Origin of the sequence: Halorubrum halodurans, from assembly GCF_002252985.1 — an archaeon.
Lineage (GTDB): Archaea > Halobacteriota > Halobacteria > Halobacteriales > Haloferacaceae > Halorubrum > Halorubrum halodurans.
Genome location: NZ_NHPJ01000014.1, coordinates 1 through 18,378, shown reverse-complemented (window position 1 = coordinate 18,378; position 18,378 = coordinate 1). Strand labels below are relative to the sequence as shown.

Below are 18,378 nucleotides of genomic sequence, written 5' to 3'. Positions count from 1 at the left end.
GCCGAGGTCGTCGGCCTCGCCGATCGTCCCGGCCGGATCGGGATCGCCGCCGGAATCGATCGGGGCCTCACCCGTCGGCGGCGTGGAACGAACGTCCCCCGTCTCGTCGCCGGATCGGGACGTCCCGGTCGGTTCGGTCTCGGTGTTCGTCCCGGTCGATCCGTCGGATCCGGTGGTCGTCTCCACGCTCCGATCGGCGGTCTCGTCCTCGAGCGGGGTAGTGCCGCCGTCGGTGCCGGTGTCGTCGCCGTCGGTGCCGGTGTCGTCGCCGTCGGTGCCGGTGTCGTCGCCGTCGGTGCCGGTGTCGTCGTCGCCGTTCGCGGCGTCGGTCGACTCGGACCCGTCGGAGTCGTCGGTACCCCCGGATCCGTCGGGTCCGGACGTCCCGCCGGAGTCGGCGGGAGTGCTCGAGTCGGCGCCGTCGGCGGAGCCACCGGTGGCGTCGGTGGAGTCACCGACGCTGTCTGCGGGGTCACCGGCGGCGTCCGTGGAGTCATCGGTGCCGTCGGTGGAATCACTGGCGCCGTCGGGATCGGTGGCCGCGTCGTCATCGATCGCGGCTCGGGCGTACGTGAACGGGGCGGACTCGGAGTGGGACGCGTTCGGTCCGGCGGCCGTGCGGAGGCGGTCGTCGACCACGTCGAACGTCGCCGCGAGATCGGTCTTCCCGGTCGCCGTGACGGCCTCTCCGAGCGTCTCGGTGGCGTTGGCGACGAGGAACAGTCCCGTCTCGTGGGAGTGGATCGTCGTCCCGTTCGCGGTGGCCACGCGCGTCGAGTTCGATCCGGGAGCCGCCGCGGTGGTGACCGCGAACTCGAGTCCGTCGAGTCGGTCGAGGTCGGTGCCGGTCTCGAGGGCCGGCGCGTGAATCGAAGCGTAGCCCGCGAGTCCGGCGGCATCGACCGCGTAGACGACCGTGTCGCCGTCAGTGATCGTCGCCGCGGGCGTGAGCGTTCCGTTCGCGATGGCGTTTTTGACCAGGTCCGACGTGGAGAAGTCGGTCACGGCGGACCCCGCGGTCGAATACACGGAGAGGCCGTTCGTCGATCGGCTTCGCAGGGTCGCCGTCGCGGTGTCGGTCAGGCCGCTCGGGGCCGCGGTCGCCGTGAGCTCGTACTCGCCGGGCGGGAGCGTTCCCCCGAGATCTCGAGTCGTCGTCGACTCGATGGTCCCCGGCCCGTCGATCGTGAAGAGATCGTCGGTGAGATCGGGGTCTCCCGCTGCGTACGTGTTGAACCGGAGCGTGGTGGGCTCCCCGCGGGGTGTCGTGACGCTCGCGGTGGCCACCGGCGTGTCCGTACTCGAATTCGTGATCGAGAGATTGGTCGTGTTAGTGTATGTACCCGAAAGAATACTAACCGAAACTACATCTCCTACAAGATAATTTATAATATCTGTATTAATTTTAGGTGGTTCAGGATCAGTAATATCAATGGTTTTCGAGGTTTTGCTTCCTGAATGCTTGTCACTGGCTAGTAGTGTGTAATTTCCCGAAGACTGTGGATCATACGAAATGTTTGTGGCCCCAGAATCACCAATAATATCTGACTGTTGTGCTATTAGAGCTCCAGATTCGTTTCTAAGTTCAGTCAATACTTTTCGATTCGTTGGGGATGACCGTACTGACACAGTTATATTGTCACTACTCCAGAAATTAGAATCTGATATATTCAGAGTTAATTTTTGTTTTTCGACCGAGATTGTAGTCTCCTGTTTGAATGTAGAAGTAGAAATGAGATAACTATCCTCGGCTAAATTCGAAGAATTATATGGAATGATTTGTGTTGGCAGATCTGTTTGGATATATGTCTTGTTAGATTCATTAGTCAGTCCGATCTGAAACGGACCTTGTTCAGCAGCCTCAAATCCGATTAGGTCACCATCAACTACAGTGGAGTTGGAACCATCCGAAATGATCTTGTTGAGATTTCGTACCTCAAAGGAATGGTTATTAATCGAGTATCCCCCCTCTTTGGGAATAATATTGCGGAGTGTTATAGATTGAACAGGGATATGTTGATCACGTCTAAGCTCCGGCGGATACAACAGAAGTCGGCCATCTCGAATACTGTATTGATCTATAGAATTTTCAATATCAACAGTTATATTTCGAGAATTTTGTAATTCAATCGTCACATCCCCACTCTTCTTGATACTATTACTGAATATCACCTCGACAAGGTTCCCATCTATAGAATTCGAATTATCAGAGTGTGACACGTACTGGATCGGAGCACGCTCTACCTGAAGTTGGATTGGAATCGCCACTGCTTCGGAATCCATCGCGTAGATAGTCTCATAATTTGGAGTTGAAGAACCAGGATGAATTACTGCGGCAATTTCAGTATCTTGTTCGAGATTATCAATTCTCATAGAGAAATTGCCACTTTTTCCTTGTATCTCTCCGAGTGTTCTTTTTAATTTACCAGATTTTCCGACCTCCCAAATGACAATATAGTCTCCTGATCCAGTTTCGAGAGAAACATTTGTTAATCTAATAATATCCTCACGACTGTTGTACGAACTGATAGAGACAGACGAGGAAGACGAGATATCAAATGATGATCGCGCTCTGACGTCGTTCTGAAGGATTTGATACTCCAGATTAGAATTAATCGACGATTCTGAAGTCGGATCAAGACTTACACCTGTTGTGTCAATTTCGGATATGACAAGATCAAATCTGTTGAATCCTTTGAGTGCAGATGGTTCAATTATGATCGCAGGATCAGATGAATCCGGATTTACTATCCTCACCTCATTAGTATTCGCCGATTGACCATTTATGATATCGTACGACGATGAATTCGGATCAAATTCAGCACCAGCAGCCGCTAGTTCACTGATATTGATTGAAACCTGTTCAGAATCACTACGAAGGACTATATCAGAAATGACTTGTCTTTCATTAGCACCGATTCCGATATTGTCTACAGTTCCGATACTGTAAGGATATCCACCTACCACAGAAGCCTCCAGTCCGATCCCGGCCAAACTGGCGACGACGGTTAGAACGGCGACGATCGCGACGATCCGAAGCGGGGTCTCACAGGTCATGATTGAACCCGCGAGCGCTAGTGCTGTCGCTAGCGCGGATGCTCACACGTCGATAACGCCGACGCTCAACGCCCGCGCGACCGCCAGACGGTCACGCGCTGCGGGATACTCGTACTCAACCCGGTCCACCATATATCGGTTACGACACTGAACGTTTCCGGCTGGCGAAATTTCCGGGGGAGGGGCGTCAGAACTGCCGTTCGCCGGATCGGATGACAGCGTGTTCGCAGGACGACAACGTCCTCCTCCGCCGCCTCACACGACGACGGAGACGACGCCGCCGCCGAGGATCGCGAGCGCGCCGAGCCCGAAACAGACGGCCCAGAAGGGGACTCGCTCGACGACCCGCATCAGCGCGTCGATGGTGGCGTACCCGACGACCGCGCTGACTCCGAGTGCTACGGCGGCCGCGCGGGGATCGATCCCCGGAAGGCCGCCGGCGTCGAGGAGCGTCAAGGCCGCCGCGCCGAGACTGGCGGGGATCGAGAGCAGGAACGACAGCCGAAACGCCGACGGCGGGTCGTAGCTCCGGAACAACAGCGTGCTCGCGGTCATCCCCGACCGGGAGATGCCGGGCAGGATCGCGAGCCCCTGGGCGGCCCCGACGAGCAGCGAGTCGACGAGCGTCGGGTCACGCCGCCCGCCCATCGACACCGACTCGGAGACGTACGTCAGGAGTCCGGTCACCAATAGCAGGACGCCGATGGCGGCGATGAACACCCCGCCGGTGAGCCGACTCGCCAGGTCCACGGCGAAGACGTACAGGGGGATGCCGACGATCCCGGTCATCGCGCTGGCGAGAACGAGATACGAGACGAGCGCGGCGTCGCCGTCGAACGCGCCCGCGGGCCGCCAGCGGGGCGCCGCGCGAAGCGCGGTCAGGAGCTCTCCGCGGTAGTACGTCGCCGCCGAGAGCGTCGTCCCCACCTGTAAGAAGAGCGCGAGCTGGAGGGCGGCCTCCGGCTCGGTGCCGACGAACGTCAGGAACAGCGCGAGGTTCCCCTGACTGGAGACCGGCAGCCACTCGACAACGCCCTGGACGATCCCGGCGAGGACCGCGATGAGGAGGTCCGTGTCCGTCACGTCCGGTAGTCGCGCGATCCGGGCACTTAAGCGGCGCCGATCCGGTCGCGTGGCCGGGAGCGACGGGGAGGACCGTCGGCCCCCGAGGGGATCGAGGTCCCGGTGAGACTACCGGTCGGAGCGAGCGTCGTCCGAGTCGGGGCCGGCGACCGGATCGTCGGCGACCGGATCGTCGGCGTCGGAACTGGAGTCCGGCTCGGGGCGCGGGTCGTCCGTCTCCGGGGGAGCCGGGGGTTCGAGCGCGCGGATCAGGAGTTCGACGGGGCGGGTATCGCGGAGTTCGCTCCAGCTTCGTCGGTCGCGCATCGCCACGAACCCGACCGCGTAGAGGACGAGCGCGCCGGCGAGGAGTGTCCGCGAGACGGCGTCGCCCGCGACCGCGGCGAGGAAGGCGATCGATCCCGCGCCGACGGCGAGAGCGCCGGCGACGCGAAGGGGCGTCTCGCGGGTCCGCTCGACTGCGGTCGCGGCCGCGGTCGCGACGATCGAGCCCTCCACCGCCCCGATCAGGAGGTCGAGGACCCGATCGAGGATCCGGAGAAAGGGTCCGACGGTCCAGGTCTCGCGGAGGTCGATCACTATCACGTCCGGGTCGGGTTCGGCCGTGAGCCAGCGGTACAGCCACGAGGCTCGAACCGCGGCCGCGACGCGCTCGCCGGCCGATCGGGCGCGATCGAGAACGAGCGATCCCGAGCCCATTCGCGAGAGCGTCCCCTCCTCGCCGGACTCGGCCGCGGTCCGCGCGACGTCCCCGTCCGCGTCGCGAGTCGTCATCGAGTAAACCGATCGAGCGGAGCGTCAAACCGGTTGTGATCGCGGCGGCCGCCGGTCGAGCGGGAGGGGCGGCCCCGGCGGGCGGTCCTCGGATCGACGGCGCCGACCCGCGTGAACCGGCTACCCGCTGACGTTGACCACCGTCGCGCGGACGGTGACGGTGCCGAGGTCGAGCGTCACGGTCCGACCCTGCCGGAGGGGGTCACCCTTGAACCGCGGTCCGGAGACCGTCTCCCGAACCTGGAGCTCCGTCGTGAGCGTCACCTCGCGGTCGATCGGATGATCGACCACGTTCACCGTCCCGTTGTCGCCGGTCGCGATGATGAGCGAGGGGCGGGTGTCGACGGCGGTGACCCGCGCGACGGTGTCGCCGCCGGCCTCCTCGGCCATCCCTGGGTCGATCGCGTCGGCCATGTCGTCGCGGACGTCGTCCATCCGGAGCGTGACCGTGCGGGTCGAGGCGGACCCGAGCTGGAGCTGGCCGCCCACGCGCTCGATCCGCCCGTCGATCGTGTAGTCGCCGGTCGACAGCCGGACGTTCTGGCCGCGACGTACCGGGTTGCCGCCGAAGCGGCGGTCGTCGCTCTGTCGGTGCGTTTGAAGCGTGGCCGCGACGAACACCCGGCGACGGTCGGGGTCGTTGGTCGCGAACTGCGTCACGTTCTCGATCGTCGCGACGGTCCGCCCCGCGAGGCGGACCTCGTCGCCGCCGGCGATCTCCTCGGCAGTGGCGGTCGCGAGCGTGTCCCGGACGACGACCGTGGCCGGCTCGCGCTCGAGCGCGTCGTCGTCGCCGACCGCGCGGATCCGCCCGTTCAACTGGTATCGGTCGGTGTTGAGCGCGAGGCTACGGCCGAGCCTGAGCGGGCCCTCGTCATAGGCGATCGAGCCGTCGTCTCCGAGTTCGCCCTCGAGCTCGACGCGGAGGACGACGCCGATGTCGTTCCCGCGCGGCGTGAGGTGGACGTCGGTGACCGTCATCGTCGAGACGTCGTTCGGGCTGTAGGTGTCGCCCTCGTTGACCGCCTCGACGATGTACGCGGGCTGTAACCCCACGTCGAGCGTGGCGTAGGTGGAGTCGAGGTCCGGCTCGGGCTCGGGGTCCTCCGAGAAGACGAGGGCGACGCCGGCGACGCCGACCGCGAGGACCAACAGCACGACGAGCGCGTCGACGACGTTGATGACGCCGAAGAGGTCACCGTCGTCGTCGATCAGTTCCATGAGGGACCACCCGAGAGTCGCATTATGCCGTGGGTGTTGGGCGGAGAGTAAAACGGTTCCCCTTTCGAGGACGCCGAGCGCCGCGGCCAGCGGAGGACCGCGGCGACCGGCCAGCGGGTCCGGGCCGCTCCCAGTCCCCCGTCCGTCGATCTCGATCCCGACGGAGGGCGGCCCCGACGGCTACCCACAACCCTTTCATCCGCCCGTCGAGTGTGATGGAACATGACCGACCCTTCCGGCCCCTCCGCCGACGCCCCGACGGACGACGGGGCGGCCGATCCGGGCGATCGCGGCGACGGTGACGGAGCCGGCGGCGACGACGCCGAGGACGTCCCTCGGGACGTGCGCAAGTACGAGCGGTTCAAGAAGATGGACGGCGCGCGATACGAACGCGTCAACGACTTCCTCCGCGACCGGACGTACATCACGGCCCGCGAGTGGGCCATCGCGCGGCTCTGTGCGGACTTCCGTACGGAGACCGGCGTGGAGATGACGAAGATCGGCGAGAACCTCCCCGAGCTGGTCCCGTTCATGACCGACACCTACACGCCGCAGGCGGTCAACCAGGCGCGGTACTCCTTCGAGGAGAAGGTGACGAAGGCGGGCGCGACGTTCCTCTACGGCGCGATGTCCGGCTTCTTCACCGCGGAGGACCTCGACGAGATGATGTACGAGGTGACGGAGGTCGCGAAGTTCCTCCTCGAGGTCGAGGGCGTCGATCTCGCGGTCGCGGACGAGTTGGACGCCGAGGACCGGATCAGCGAGGTGATGCGCGAGGTTCGCGCCTCCTCCGCGGACCTCCGCGGCGAGGAGGTCCGCTGTCCGGAGTGCGGTCACGTTCACGAGCCGGCGGAGGAGTAGCCATGGACCGGTTCCCGGAGGCGCTCGACGGCCTTCCCGACCCGGTCCTGATCGTCGACGCCGACGGCGTCGTCCACGCCGGCAACGGCCGCGTCGAGGACGTGCTCGGGTACGACCCCGCCGAGCTGGAGGGAGCCGACCTGGCGTCGGTCCTGTACGACCCGTACGACGGCGGCTCCGGCGACGACCTCGATCGGTACGTGACCGACCCCGAACCGCGGTCGATGGCGGCGAGCCTCGACCTCGTCGCCCGCCGAGCCGACGGAAGCGAGGTCCCGGTGACGGTCAGTCTCGGACCGTTCGAGCGGGACGGCGAGACGTACCTCGTCGTCACGATGGTCGACGTCCGGGAACGCCGGGAGAAACGGGCGGACCTCCACCGTCGGACGCGGACGCTCGAGGCGCTCCACGAGGCGACCCAGGAGCTGCTGAAGACGACCGACCGGGTCGTGGCCGCGGAGGCGGCCGTCGAGTACGTCGAGGACGTGCTCGACCACCCGATCGCGGCGATCTGGCTGTTCGACGAGGAGACGGACGCCCTCGAACCGGTCGCCTGGACCGACGCGGCCGAGGCGGTCGTCGGCGACCACCCGCGGTTCACCGCCGAGGAACAGAGCATCTCCTGGGAGGTGTTCGAGTCCGGCGACCCGGAGTACGTCGCCGACACCCACGCCGACCCGGACCGGTACAACCCCGACTCGCCGATCCGGAGCGAGCTCGTGTTGCCGCTCGGCCGATACGGCGTCATCGACATCGGCTCCACGCGGCGGGACGGCTTCGACGGGTCGGATCTGGCCGTCGCACGCCTCTGGGCGGCGACCGTGACGATGGTGTTCGTCCGGATCGAACGCGAACGCCAGCTCCGGGTGCGCGAGGACGAGGTCGCCCGCGAGCGCGACCGACTGGAGGAGTTCGCCGGGCTGGTCTCACACGACCTGCGAAACCCGCTCAACGTCGCGCGGGGGAACCTCGACATGATCCGCGCCCGGCTGGAGGAGGGAGGCGAGGAGCCGCCGGAGATAGACACCGTCGCCCGGTCGCTCGACCGGATGGACGCGCTCGTCGAGGACATGCTGGCGCTCGCCAGACAGGGCGAGGGGATCGACGAGACGGAGCCGGTGACGCTCTCGGCGCTCGCCGAGGAGTGTTGGGCGAACGTCGACACCGCGGACGCCTCGCTCGTCGTCGGCGAGGACCTGCGGTTCCGGGCGGACCGGAGTCGCCTGCGGCAGGCGCTCGAGAACCTGATCGCCAACGCCGTCACCCACGGCGGCGACTCGGTCACGGTCGAGGTCGGCGCGCTCGCGGACGGACGGGGGTTCTACCTCGCCGACGACGGACCGGGGATCCCCGCGGAGTTCCGCGAGGAGGCGTTCGCCGCGGGGGTCTCGACCGATCCCGACGGGACGGGCTTCGGACTGAAGATCGTCGCCGAGGTGGCCGACGCACACGGCTGGAGCCTCTCGCTCGCCGACGACGCCGAGGGCGCGCGCTTCGAGTTCCGCGGCGTCGACTCGGCGGCCCCCGTCACGGAACGCGCGGAGTGACGGTCAGTCGTCGGCCGTGCCCGCGGCCGGACCGACGACGTCGTCGTACCCCGGAACGGTCCCGTCGTCGTTCCAGCCGCGGATCGCGTAGTACTCGGAGAGCCCCTCGTCGAACCCCTCGATCTGGTCGGCGTACGGGAGGGTGTCGTCGTCGCGGTCGAAGCCGCGGGCGTTGTTGAACGCGCGCTCCATCTCGACGACCCGGCCGCCGGTGGCGATCAGGTCCTCGTAGTCGGCGTCGAGCAGCGCCGCGAGCCGGTCGTCGGTGACGACGCCCCGCGAGAACTTACAGATCACCGCGGAGTCGAGGATCGCGTTGCGGTTCTCCTTCTCGACGATCTTCGGCGGCTTCCCGTCCAGTCCGCTCGGCTCGAAGGCGTCCTCCTTGCTCACGAGCGGGTACTCGTACGGGTAGAACTCGGCGTACATGTGGTCGGCCCCGCGGTTCGCGGTCGCGAACGCGAGCCCCTGACCGTTGAGCGACCGGCCGTCGTGCGCGGAGAAGGTCATCCCCTTCACCGTCCAGTCCTCCGCGCCGAACTCCTCGTGCGCCCGGTGGATCCCCTCCGCGAGCTCGTCGCCGACGCCCTCGCGGTAGGCGATCTGCTCGACCACGGAGCGGACGAGCTCGGCGTTGCCGAACTCGTCCTCGCTCTCGAGGAACATCGAGACCACGTTGCCACAGGAGATGGTGTCCATGCCGAGCTCGTCACACAGCTGGTTCGCCGCCATCACGTCCACCATCTCGTCGACGCCGGCGTTGCTGCCGAACGCCATCACCGTCTCGAACTCGGGACCCTCCGTCTCGATGCCGCGCTCCTCGTCGCGGGTCGGCAGCTTACACGCGAACGCGCAGTTCGAGCAGGTGCCCTTCTTGTACTTCTTCTCCTCGACGCGGTCGCCGGAGATGCCCTCGACGCCCTCGAAGGACTGCTCGGAGAAGTAGTAGGTGGGGAGCGCCTCCATCGCGTTCGACAGCTCGGTCACGCTCGTGGTCCCCTGCCGTTTCATGATCGAGTCGGAGGTCGCCGCCTCGCGGTGGATCTCCCCGGCGTCGTCCGGCCAGTCGAGCTCGATCCCGGCGTCGGCGTCGCCGTCGAACGTGATCGCCTTTACGCCCTTCGCGCCGAGGACCGACCCCAGTCCGCCCCGACCGAACGCCCGCGTCTCGGAGGTCATGATCGACGCGAAGCGGACGCCGTTCTCGCCCGCCGGGCCGATACACGCCAGGTGTTCCGGCTCCAGGTCGTGTTCGGCCTCGACGTACTCCGACACCGCCGGCACCTCCGCCTGGTCGAGCTCCGGGACCGCCTCGAACTCGACGACCGGGTGGCCGTCCTCGTCGGCCTCGCGGACGTGGACGGCGAGCAGGTCGTCGCTCGCGCCGCGGATCTCGACGGCGGCGTACCCCGCGCCGGTGAAGTTCCGCGAGAGGAACCCGCCCGCGTTCGAGGAGAACATCCCGTTCGTGAGCGGCGAGACGCTCGTCGCCGCCATGCGCCCCGTGTACGAGGTCGTGGAGTACTGCATCGGCCCCGTCGAGAGGTACAGCCGGTTCTCCGGGCCGAGCGGGTCGGCGTCGAACGGGATCCGCTCGTAGGCGAGGCGAGTGTTGAGCCCTCGTCCCCCGATGAACTCCGAGAGCACGTCGGCGATCGGCTCCGTCGTGACCGTCCTGTCCGTCAGGTCGATCGAGAGGAGGTCCCCCTGTGCGTGTTTCATACGCGTTCCTACGACGGCCGGGCGATAAAAGTTCAGGTGTCGGGTGACGACGCGATCCGCGGAGGGCGGGACGGACCGTACCGTCAGTCCCCCCTGGTCAGCTCCTCGATCGCGTGGTCGCGCCGTCGTTCGCTCTCGCGGATCGCCTCGGCGAACTCGTCGACGTTCGCCTTGAGCCCGTCGCGAACGTCGTCGGGGGCGAACTCCTCGGACATCGACAGCAGACGGACGAACGCCCGTAGCTCCTCGTCCGTTATGCGCTCGAACTCGTCGGCCTCGATCTTCGCTATCACCTCGTCGACGTCGATCTGGCCGACGGGGTCGACGTTGAACTCGACGCGGACCATCCGGTAGTCCGACCCCGCGAGCCGCTGTTCGGACTTGGCGACGCCCTCGGAGAGCATGTCCTTGAACGGAGTGACGTACCCCATCGTTCCCAGATGGAGGAACGCGAGCATGTCGGTTATCCCCCGCGTGTAGGCCTCGCGGTCCTCGTCGTCGGGGTCGAAGACGGTCTGCCGGTCGCGGTCCTCCAGACACTCGTAGAGGATGCTGAAATCGAGGACCGCGTTGCGAACCCGCCGGCGGATGCGGTTTCGCTTCTGTTTTCGGGAGTGCTCGGTGTAGTCGGTCTTTCGACCGAGGAGGAAGTCGCGGTCCGAGGGCGTCAAGATCCCGCGAGGGCGGTCGGCGTCCGCCGCCGTTTCGAGCGACGGGGGCAGCTCGTCTTCGGACATACCCGGAAACCTGGGGCTCAGCGGATTAATGGTTGTGGTCCGATCGATCCCGCCGGTTCGTCGTCCCTCGGACCGGTCCCGGTCGGGATCGATCGCTGCGGGAACCGCGGGCGCCGCGGTCGTCGAGTCGTCGGATCGTCACGGGCGCCGCGGCCGTCAGGACCGATCGGCGCCGAGCGCCGAGACGACCTCGGTCAGGAGTTCGACGCCGACGTCGAGCGCCCGTTCGTCGAGGTCGAACGTCGGCGTGTGGTGGCTGGTCGGGTGGTCCGCGCCGACGATGAAGTACAGCGACCGACCCCCGTTCCGGTGGACGCGGTCCATCAGGAACGTCGCGTCCTCGCTCGCCTCGAGCGGGGCCTCGGGGACCACCTCGCCGATCGACGGGACGGTCCGGGCCACGCCCGCGACGAGGTCCGCGAGCGTCGGGTCGCCGTCGACCCGGATCGACTCGCTGATCCGGCGGATCACCACGTCACACTCGTGGAGCTCCGCGGCCGCGTACAGCACCCGTTCCAGCTCCGTCCGCATGTACTCCATCAGCGCGGTGGTCTCGCCGCGGACCTCGCCGTCGAGGGTGATCTCCTCCGCGATCACGTTGCTCGCGCTCCCGCCCTCGACGCGCCCGAAGTTCACGCGGGTGAGCCCGTCGCCGTGGCGCGCGATCCCGTAGGCGTTCTGGACCGCCGTCGTCATCGCCTGCATCGCGTTCGTCCCGCCGCTCGGCTCCTTGCCGGCGTGCGCGCTCGCCCCCTCGAAGGTCGCGTTGATGTGCGCCATCGCGAGCGGGCGGGTGGCGTTCGCGACGACCGTCCCCGTCGGCCGGCCGAGTCCGAGGTGGAACGCGAGCAGCTCGTCGACGTCGTCGACGTACCCGCCCTCGGCCAGCGGCTTGCCGCCCCCGGCGACCTCCTCGGCCGGCTGGAAGAACAGCCTGAACGTCCCCTCGAAGTCGCTCTCCGTCACCGCCTCGAGCACGCCGAGCGCGATCGTCGCGTGCGCGTCGTGACCGCAGGCGTGCATGTACCCCTCGTGTTCGGAGCGGAACCCCTCGTCCGCGGGACGGTGACCCGCGGCGTCGGATTCCGGGATGGAGACGCCGTCCATGTCGACGCGCAGGCCGACGGTCGGCCCCTCGCCGTTCCGGACGGTCGCGACGACGCCGGTGTGGCCGCCGTCGGTCAGCTCGAGCAGGGCGGGGTCGACGCCCGCCTCGGCCGCCCGGTCGCGCCACTCGGCGAGCGTCTCCGAAGGCGGAACCGCCATGCGGTGCTCCGTGGAGAGCGCCTCCCGTCCGATCGCGAGGTCGTCGACGCCGATCCGACGGAGTTCCTCGACGATCCGGGCGGTCGTGCGGAACTCACACCAGCCGGGCTCCGGATGCCTGTGGAACGCTCGTCGGATCGAGGGGAGTCGGTTCCGCACGTCGTGAGACATTGGTTCTCCGGTGGTACACTGCGAGCGTATATAAGTCGTTTACTCGGGGCGTTCGCTCGCGGCGGTTTCCCCGCCGCGGGGGCGGCGCGTTCGAGGCCGGCGCGTTACCGCGACGCCGCCGTCTCGGCGGTGGCGTGGTCGATCGCGTCGGCGATGACGTCGACCGCGGTGTCGGCCAGGTCGCGGGTCAACACGAGCGGCGGCAGCAGGCGGAGGACGTTGCCGTGGCGGCCCGCCGTCCAGACGAGGACGCCGTGCTCGAAGCAGTACTGCTGGATCGCGTCGACCGCGTCGCCGTCGGGCTCGCCGTTCTCGTCGACGAACTCCGCGCCGNNCGAGGTCGCGGGCGTGCGCGAGGAGGTCGTGCTCCTGGATGTACTCGATCGCGCGGGTGCCGGCGCGCATCGCGACGGTGTGTCCCCGGTAGGTGCCGGCGTGGCCGCCGGCGTCCCACGTATCGAGGTCCTCGTGGTAGATCGTCGCCGACAGCGGGAAGCCGACGCCGCCGAGCGCCTTCGCGGTCGTCATGATGTCCGGCGTGACGCCGTGCCACTCGCTGGCCCACCACTGGCCCGAGCGGCCGAGCCCGCTCTGGATCTCGTCGAACATGAGCGGGATGTCGTTCTCGGTGGCGATCTCCCGGAGCCCCTTCAGGAACCCCTCCGGCGGGACGATGACGCCGCCCTCGCCCTGGATCGGCTCGACGAAGATGCCGGCGGGGTTCGCGAGCCCGCCGTAGGGGTCCTCGATGATCTCCTGGACCTCCTTCAGCGCGCGGGCACACGAGACGGAGCCGCAGCACTCGCCGTCGGCGACCGGGCAGACGGCCTCGGCGTCGCCCGACTCGTGGCGGTCGATGAACGGCGACGGGTACTTCGCGTGGACCACGTCCGGGATCAGGGGAGTGTAGTCGTTCTTGAACCCCTTGTTCGCGGTGAGCGCCATCGCGCCCGAGGTCGCGCCGTGGTAGCTCCCGCGGAAGGCGATCAGGCCGTCGCCGCCGGTGTTGTACTTCGCGAGCTTGATTGCGGCCTCGACCGCGTCGCTGCCCGTGGGACCGCCGAAGACGACCCGATTCTCGCCCTTGAGGCCGGGCGGCGCGATCTCGTCGAGCTTCTCGATCAGGTCGAGCCGCGCCTCGGTCGGGAAGTCGACGGTGTGGACGAGCTTGTCGGTCTGTTCTCTGACCGCCTCCAGCACGTACGGGTTCGAGTGGCCGACGTTCAACACGCCGATGCCGGCGAACATGTCGATGTAGGTGTTGCCGTCGACGTCGCGGACCGTCGCACCCTTCCCCGAGTCGAAGGCGATCGGGATGTCGCCGGGGTACTTGACCGCGCTGCTGTCGATGCGCTCCTGTTTCTCCAGCAGCTCGCGGCCCCTCGGACCGGGGACCGCGTCGACGTTCGGTGCGTCATCGAAGTGGATCTCATCGATCGGTGGTCCTGCCGTCATACGTCCACCCACGGCGGTGGTCGTTATATAGGTTGTCCACGGATACGGAAACCACCGTATACGAAAATCGATATCGGGATTACCGGTCGGACCGCCGATCGGGCCGACGGTCGAAGACGGCGAGGACGCGCTCGGCGTCCCCCTCGGCGAGCCGGGGGAGCCGGACCTCGCGGTCGCGCAGCTCGATCGCGACGGTCTCGGTGTCGGCCCGTTCGTCGAGGCGGTCGCGCTCGACGCGCAGCCCCTCCTCGTCCCACGGTTCGATCCGCCACAGGGCCGTCCCGCAGAGCCGGTCGTACCCGACGAGTGCGGGACCGCCCGCGACCCCTCCGCCGTCGGCGACGCGGTACTCGACGGGGCCGTACCGGATGGTCGAGTCGACCGCGACGACGGCCGGCGGGAGCGCGGCCGCGAGGGCGACGAGCCCGGCGGCTATCCCCCACGCCCGCCCGAGCGCGAAGAGGAGCGCCACGAGGAGGGCGAGGACGGAGAGGTACCACGGCCCCGGATGCTCGGCGAGCGCGTGCGAGTCCCCGAACAGCCGGCCGACGGGTGTCGGGCGGATCCGGCGGTCCGCGTCCGCGAGGTCGTTCTCGATCCGGTCCCGCGTGGGCGGCTCACGCGACCAGCCGAGGAGCCCGCCCGAGGACTCGTCGATCGCGGCGAGCCGGTCGCCGTACAGCCCCACGAGGTCGAACGCGAGCTTGACGCACGCCGCGCCGACGAGCACCGGCACGCCGAACGCGACCGGGTCGGCCGCCTCCGTCGCGGTCGCGTCGCCGTCGACGCCGATCGCCTCCGCGACGACGGTCACCGTCATGATCCCGCCGACGAGCACCGTCGCGAGCCGGAAGAGGACGCCTGAGACCGCCGTCCCCGCGCTCTCCTCGCGGTAGCCGCCGCGGTGGAAGTAGTCGACGGCGGTCGTCCCGGCCTCCGAGAGGAGGACGACGACCACGGCGAGCGTGACCGTCTCGAGGGCGGGACCGGAGAGCGAGCCGGCGCCGACGAACCCCAACACGACGCCGCCGAGGACGAACCACGCCGCCCCGAGGATCGGCGCGATCACGGCGAGCGAGAGGACGGAGGAGAGGTGGATCCGAACCCCGGTCCGGGGGATCGGGAGCGAGAGCGGCTTCGACGCCAGCGCGCCGAGCACCAGCGCGCCGGTGTCGAGGTCGCTCGGGCGACCGGCGAACAGGCCGCGGACGACGGCGAAGAGCGCGGCGATGCCGAGTTCGAACCAGTAGAGGGTCACGAGCGCCGCGGCGTTCCAGCCGAGCGCGACGACGCCGACGAGCGGCAGGAGGTTCGCGACCGCGACGGCGATCGCCTCGGATCGATTCGAGCCCGCGGGTCGGTGGAGGGCGACCACGGCCCGGCTATGTGCGTCTTCGGATAAAACCTATTCGAGAGCGTCGGGGTTCAGCGTCGTCTCCGGGACGCCGCCCTCGTGGACGGTCCGGACGATGCCGGCGGCCGCCCGGCTCATGTTCTCGAGCGCGTCGCGAGAGACGCCCGCGTTGTGCTGGGTGAACACGGCCGAGTCGCACTCGAGGAGGGGGTCGTCGGGCTCCGGAGGCTCCGTCTCGTACACGTCGACGCCCGCGCCGGCGATCGTCCCCTCCCGGAGGGCGGCGACGAGCGCGTCCTCGTCGACGACGCCGCCGCGGGCCGTGTTCACGAGGACGGCGTCCGCGGGGAGCGCGCCGATCTCCTCGGCGCCGACGGCGTGGTACGTCTCGTCCGTCAGCGGCGCGTGGACGCTCACGTCGTCGGCGCGCTCGAAGAGGTCGATCGGGTCGTCGACGAGCGAGACGGTCTCGGGGAGGTCCGCGGGGTCGACGTACGGGTCGAACGCCACGCAGGAGACGCCGAAGCCGGACAGCAGCGTCGCGACCCGGCGGCCCGCGTTGCCCGCGCCGAACAGCCCGAGGGTCCGCCCGGAGAGGTCGCGGCCGCGGAAGTCAGCGCGCCGCCAGTCACCCTCGCGGGTCGCCCGGTCCGCGCGGACGACGTTCCGCCTGGCGGCCAAAAGCAGGGTCACGGCGTGTTCGGCCACGGAGTTCGTGTTCTCTCCCGGCGTGTTCGCGACGATCACGCCGCGGTCGGTCGCGGCGTCGATGTCGACGTTGTCGACGCCGGTCCCGTGCTTGGCGATCACCGTCAGCCGGTCGGCGGCGTCGATCAGCTCCGCGGTCACCGGCCGGGTCCGGGTGACGATCGCGTCGTATCGGTCGACGTCGGCCAGCAGTTCGTCCTCGTCGGCGTAGTCGGCGCGGCTCGTACAGTCGGCGATATCGGCGAGCGACTCCGGGCCGACCGGATCGATCGTGGGCGGGAGCAGCACGCTCCACCGTCGTGTCATTGCGCACCCGGTCGCCGGGAGCGCGTAAAGGCGCACGCCTTCCGGAGAAACGTGTGCGGTCGCTCGGACGATCCGACTCGCTCGACGCTCGAGGTTCCAGGAAACCCTTATTGAGCCGCCCGCACCTCCTCGGACATGACGAGCGAGAAGGCGAAGATGTTGGACGGGAAGCCCTACGACGCCGCCGACCCCGAACTCGCGGCCGAGCGGGAGCGCGCTCGCGACCTCACGTCGCGGTACAACGACACGACCGCCGGAGACGACGTGGAGCGCCGGGAGCTGCTTGACGAGCTGTTCGGCTCGGTCGGCGAAGGGGTCGCGGTCGAGCCGCCGGTCCGGTGTGATTACGGATATAACGTCCACGTCGGCGACGACTTCTACGCCAACTTCGACTGCGTCCTCCTCGACGTCCGCCGGATCGAGATCGGGCGGAACTGCCTGATCGGGCCGGGAACGCACGTCTACACCGCGACGCACCCAGTCGACGCCGAGGAACGAGCCGAGGGGCTCGAGTCCGGCGAGCCGGTGACGATCGGCGATGACGTCTGGATCGGCGGGCGGGCGGTGCTCAACCCCGGCGTGTCGGTCGGCGACGGCGCCGTGATCGCCGCGGGCGCGGTCGTCGTCGATGACGTTCCCGACGGCGTCGTGGTCGGCGGAAACCCGGCGACGGTCGTTCGAGAACTGGACGGGAGCGACCTGGACGGGGCCGAAACGGCGGGAGGGTGACCGCGGCGACGATCCGGCTCCCCTCGGTCGCCCGCGACCGCGAACCGGGAGGGGTCGCTCCCGGCGGTCGGCGCGGTGAGGAGCGAGACGCCGACGGCGAGGACGGCGGCGAGGATCATCACCCCCGGCGCGACGTCCCACCCGCCGGATCCGGCGACGGAGACCGTTCCCACGGATCCGAACCCGCCGATCCGTCCACTCGTCTCCCCCCGCGGTCGACGGTCCCTGGGTCGACAGGTACTTTTCCGGACCGATCCTACCCGAAACGGGACGGCGACCCGCCGTCCGTTCACATCACCATCACTCATCACATGAACGACACAGCCAAATACCTGATCCGGGCCACCATCGCGGCCGACGGCGTCGTCGAGCGGAGCGACGTCGTCGGCGCGGTGTTCGGGCAGACCGAGGGGCTCCTCGGCGACGAGCTCGACTTGCGGGACCTCCAGGAGTCCTCGAAGGTGGGCCGGATCGACGTGGAGATACGGTCGGAGAACGGCCAGTCATTCGGCGAGGTGACCGTCGCCTCGAGCCTCGACAAGGTCGAGACCGCCATCCTCGCGGCCTCGCTCGAGACCATCGACCGGATCGGGCCCTGCGGGGCCGCCGTGGAGGTGACGAGCATCGAGGACGTGCGCGCGGCCAAGCGCCGCGAGGTCGTCGAGCGCGCCAAGGAGCTCGTCGCGAGCGGCTTCGAGGAGACGAGCCTCGCGAGCGACGACGTGTTGGAGGAGGTCCGCGACGCCGCCCGCGTCGAGGGGATCGTCGACTACGAGGGGCTCCCCGCCGGCCCGCGCGTCGGCGACTCCGACGCCGTGATCGTCGTCGAGGGGCGCGCGGACGTCTCGACGCTGCTCGAGTGCGGGATCAAGAACGCGGTCGCCGTCGAGGGGACGAACGTCCCCGACGCGGTCGCGGAGCTCACGCGGTCGCGCACGGTCACCGCCTTCCTCGACGGCGACCGCGGCGGCGAGCTCATCCTCCGCGAGCTCGCGCAGGTCGGCGAGGTCGACTACGTCGCGTTCGCCCCGCCGGGCGAGTCCGTCGAGGACCTCGACCGCGGAGCCATCTTCGAGGCGCTCCGCGGGAAGGTCCCCTACGAGACGCTCGCGGACGCGCCGAACCTCCGGGAGGCGGCCGGTAGCGTCCCCGAAGCCGACGCGGACGACGGGGACGCCGCCGCCGGCGCCGCCGAGGCCGCCGACGCGCTCCGACCCGACAGTTCGACGGAACCGCCCGATCCGACCGGGAGCGACGGCGCGAGCGACGCCGACGGACCAGAGGAGACCGACGACGGGTCGGGCGAGGCGGCCGGGGACGTCGACTCCGCGTCCCGCTCCGCCGCCGACGGTTCCGACGACGACGATGCCGGCACCGCCGGCACCGC

13 protein-coding genes and 1 pseudogene are annotated in these 18,378 nt (G+C 68.1%); 4 read left to right on the top strand and 10 right to left on the bottom strand.

Annotated features, from left to right (window positions below; genetic code table 11):
* The 4 genes from DJ70_RS01540 to DJ70_RS01525 all read right to left on the bottom strand — a co-directional run.
* Positions 1–1,287: hypothetical protein (locus tag DJ70_RS01540; protein WP_094529541.1), on the bottom strand; the 1,287-nt coding region annotated here is incomplete at its 3' end.
* 2,025 nt (positions 1,288–3,312) lie between these two features.
* Complete coding sequence (locus DJ70_RS01535) at positions 3,313–4,140, bottom strand: undecaprenyl-diphosphate phosphatase (RefSeq protein ID WP_094529539.1); 828 nt, start codon at positions 4,138–4,140, stop codon at positions 3,313–3,315.
* A 108-nt stretch (positions 4,141–4,248) separates the two neighbouring features.
* The gene (locus DJ70_RS01530; RefSeq protein ID WP_094529537.1) at positions 4,249–4,914 is read right to left on the bottom strand and encodes a hypothetical protein; all 666 of its coding nucleotides are present in this window, start codon (positions 4,912–4,914) and stop codon (positions 4,249–4,251) included.
* A 120-nt stretch (positions 4,915–5,034) separates the two neighbouring features.
* Positions 5,035–6,135, bottom strand: coding sequence for a DUF4330 family protein (locus DJ70_RS01525; protein ID WP_094529535.1), 1,101 nt, complete (start codon positions 6,133–6,135; stop codon positions 5,035–5,037).
* A gap of 222 nt (positions 6,136–6,357) precedes the next feature.
* Here DJ70_RS01525 and DJ70_RS01520 point away from each other — a divergent pair, with 222 nt between their 5' ends.
* Positions 6,358–6,996, top strand: a complete 639-nt coding sequence (locus DJ70_RS01520) for a DUF5806 family protein (RefSeq protein WP_094529533.1) — start codon at positions 6,358–6,360, stop codon at positions 6,994–6,996.
* A gap of 2 nt (positions 6,997–6,998) precedes the next feature.
* Positions 6,999–8,543 (top strand): sensor histidine kinase, encoded by a 1,545-nt coding sequence (locus DJ70_RS01515; RefSeq protein WP_094529531.1) that lies wholly within the window; start codon positions 6,999–7,001, stop codon positions 8,541–8,543.
* Between the two features lie 3 nt (positions 8,544–8,546).
* On the opposite strand, the gene DJ70_RS01510 is transcribed toward DJ70_RS01515, so the two are convergent.
* The 6 genes and pseudogenes from DJ70_RS01510 to DJ70_RS01485 all read right to left on the bottom strand — a co-directional run bounded on the left by DJ70_RS01510 (position 8,547) and on the right by DJ70_RS01485 (position 16,262).
* Complete coding sequence (locus DJ70_RS01510) at positions 8,547–10,265, bottom strand: aldehyde ferredoxin oxidoreductase family protein (protein WP_094529529.1); 1,719 nt, start codon at positions 10,263–10,265, stop codon at positions 8,547–8,549.
* A gap of 83 nt (positions 10,266–10,348) precedes the next feature.
* Entirely contained in the window at positions 10,349–11,002 is a 654-nt protein-coding gene (locus DJ70_RS01505) for a hypothetical protein (RefSeq protein ID WP_094529527.1), read from the bottom strand.
* Positions 11,003–11,158: 156 nt separating this feature from the next.
* Positions 11,159–12,439, bottom strand: coding sequence for an amidohydrolase (locus DJ70_RS01500; RefSeq protein ID WP_094529525.1), 1,281 nt, complete (start codon positions 12,437–12,439; stop codon positions 11,159–11,161).
* A gap of 104 nt (positions 12,440–12,543) precedes the next feature.
* A pseudogene (locus DJ70_RS01495) lies at positions 12,544–13,894 on the bottom strand (aspartate aminotransferase family protein).
* Positions 13,895–13,973: 79 nt separating this feature from the next.
* Complete coding sequence (locus DJ70_RS01490) at positions 13,974–15,269, bottom strand: DUF6498-containing protein (protein ID WP_094529523.1); 1,296 nt, start codon at positions 15,267–15,269, stop codon at positions 13,974–13,976.
* Between the two features lie 30 nt (positions 15,270–15,299).
* Complete coding sequence (locus DJ70_RS01485) at positions 15,300–16,262, bottom strand: hydroxyacid dehydrogenase (protein WP_094529521.1); 963 nt, start codon at positions 16,260–16,262, stop codon at positions 15,300–15,302.
* A 135-nt stretch (positions 16,263–16,397) separates the two neighbouring features.
* Between DJ70_RS01485 and DJ70_RS01480 the strand changes: the two genes are divergently transcribed.
* Positions 16,398–16,991, top strand: a complete 594-nt coding sequence (locus tag DJ70_RS01480; RefSeq protein ID WP_094529519.1) for a sugar O-acetyltransferase — start codon at positions 16,398–16,400, stop codon at positions 16,989–16,991.
* A gap of 311 nt (positions 16,992–17,302) precedes the next feature.
* Positions 17,303–18,378: DNA primase DnaG (gene dnaG / locus DJ70_RS01475; protein WP_143420890.1), on the top strand; the 1,076-nt coding region annotated here is incomplete at its 3' end.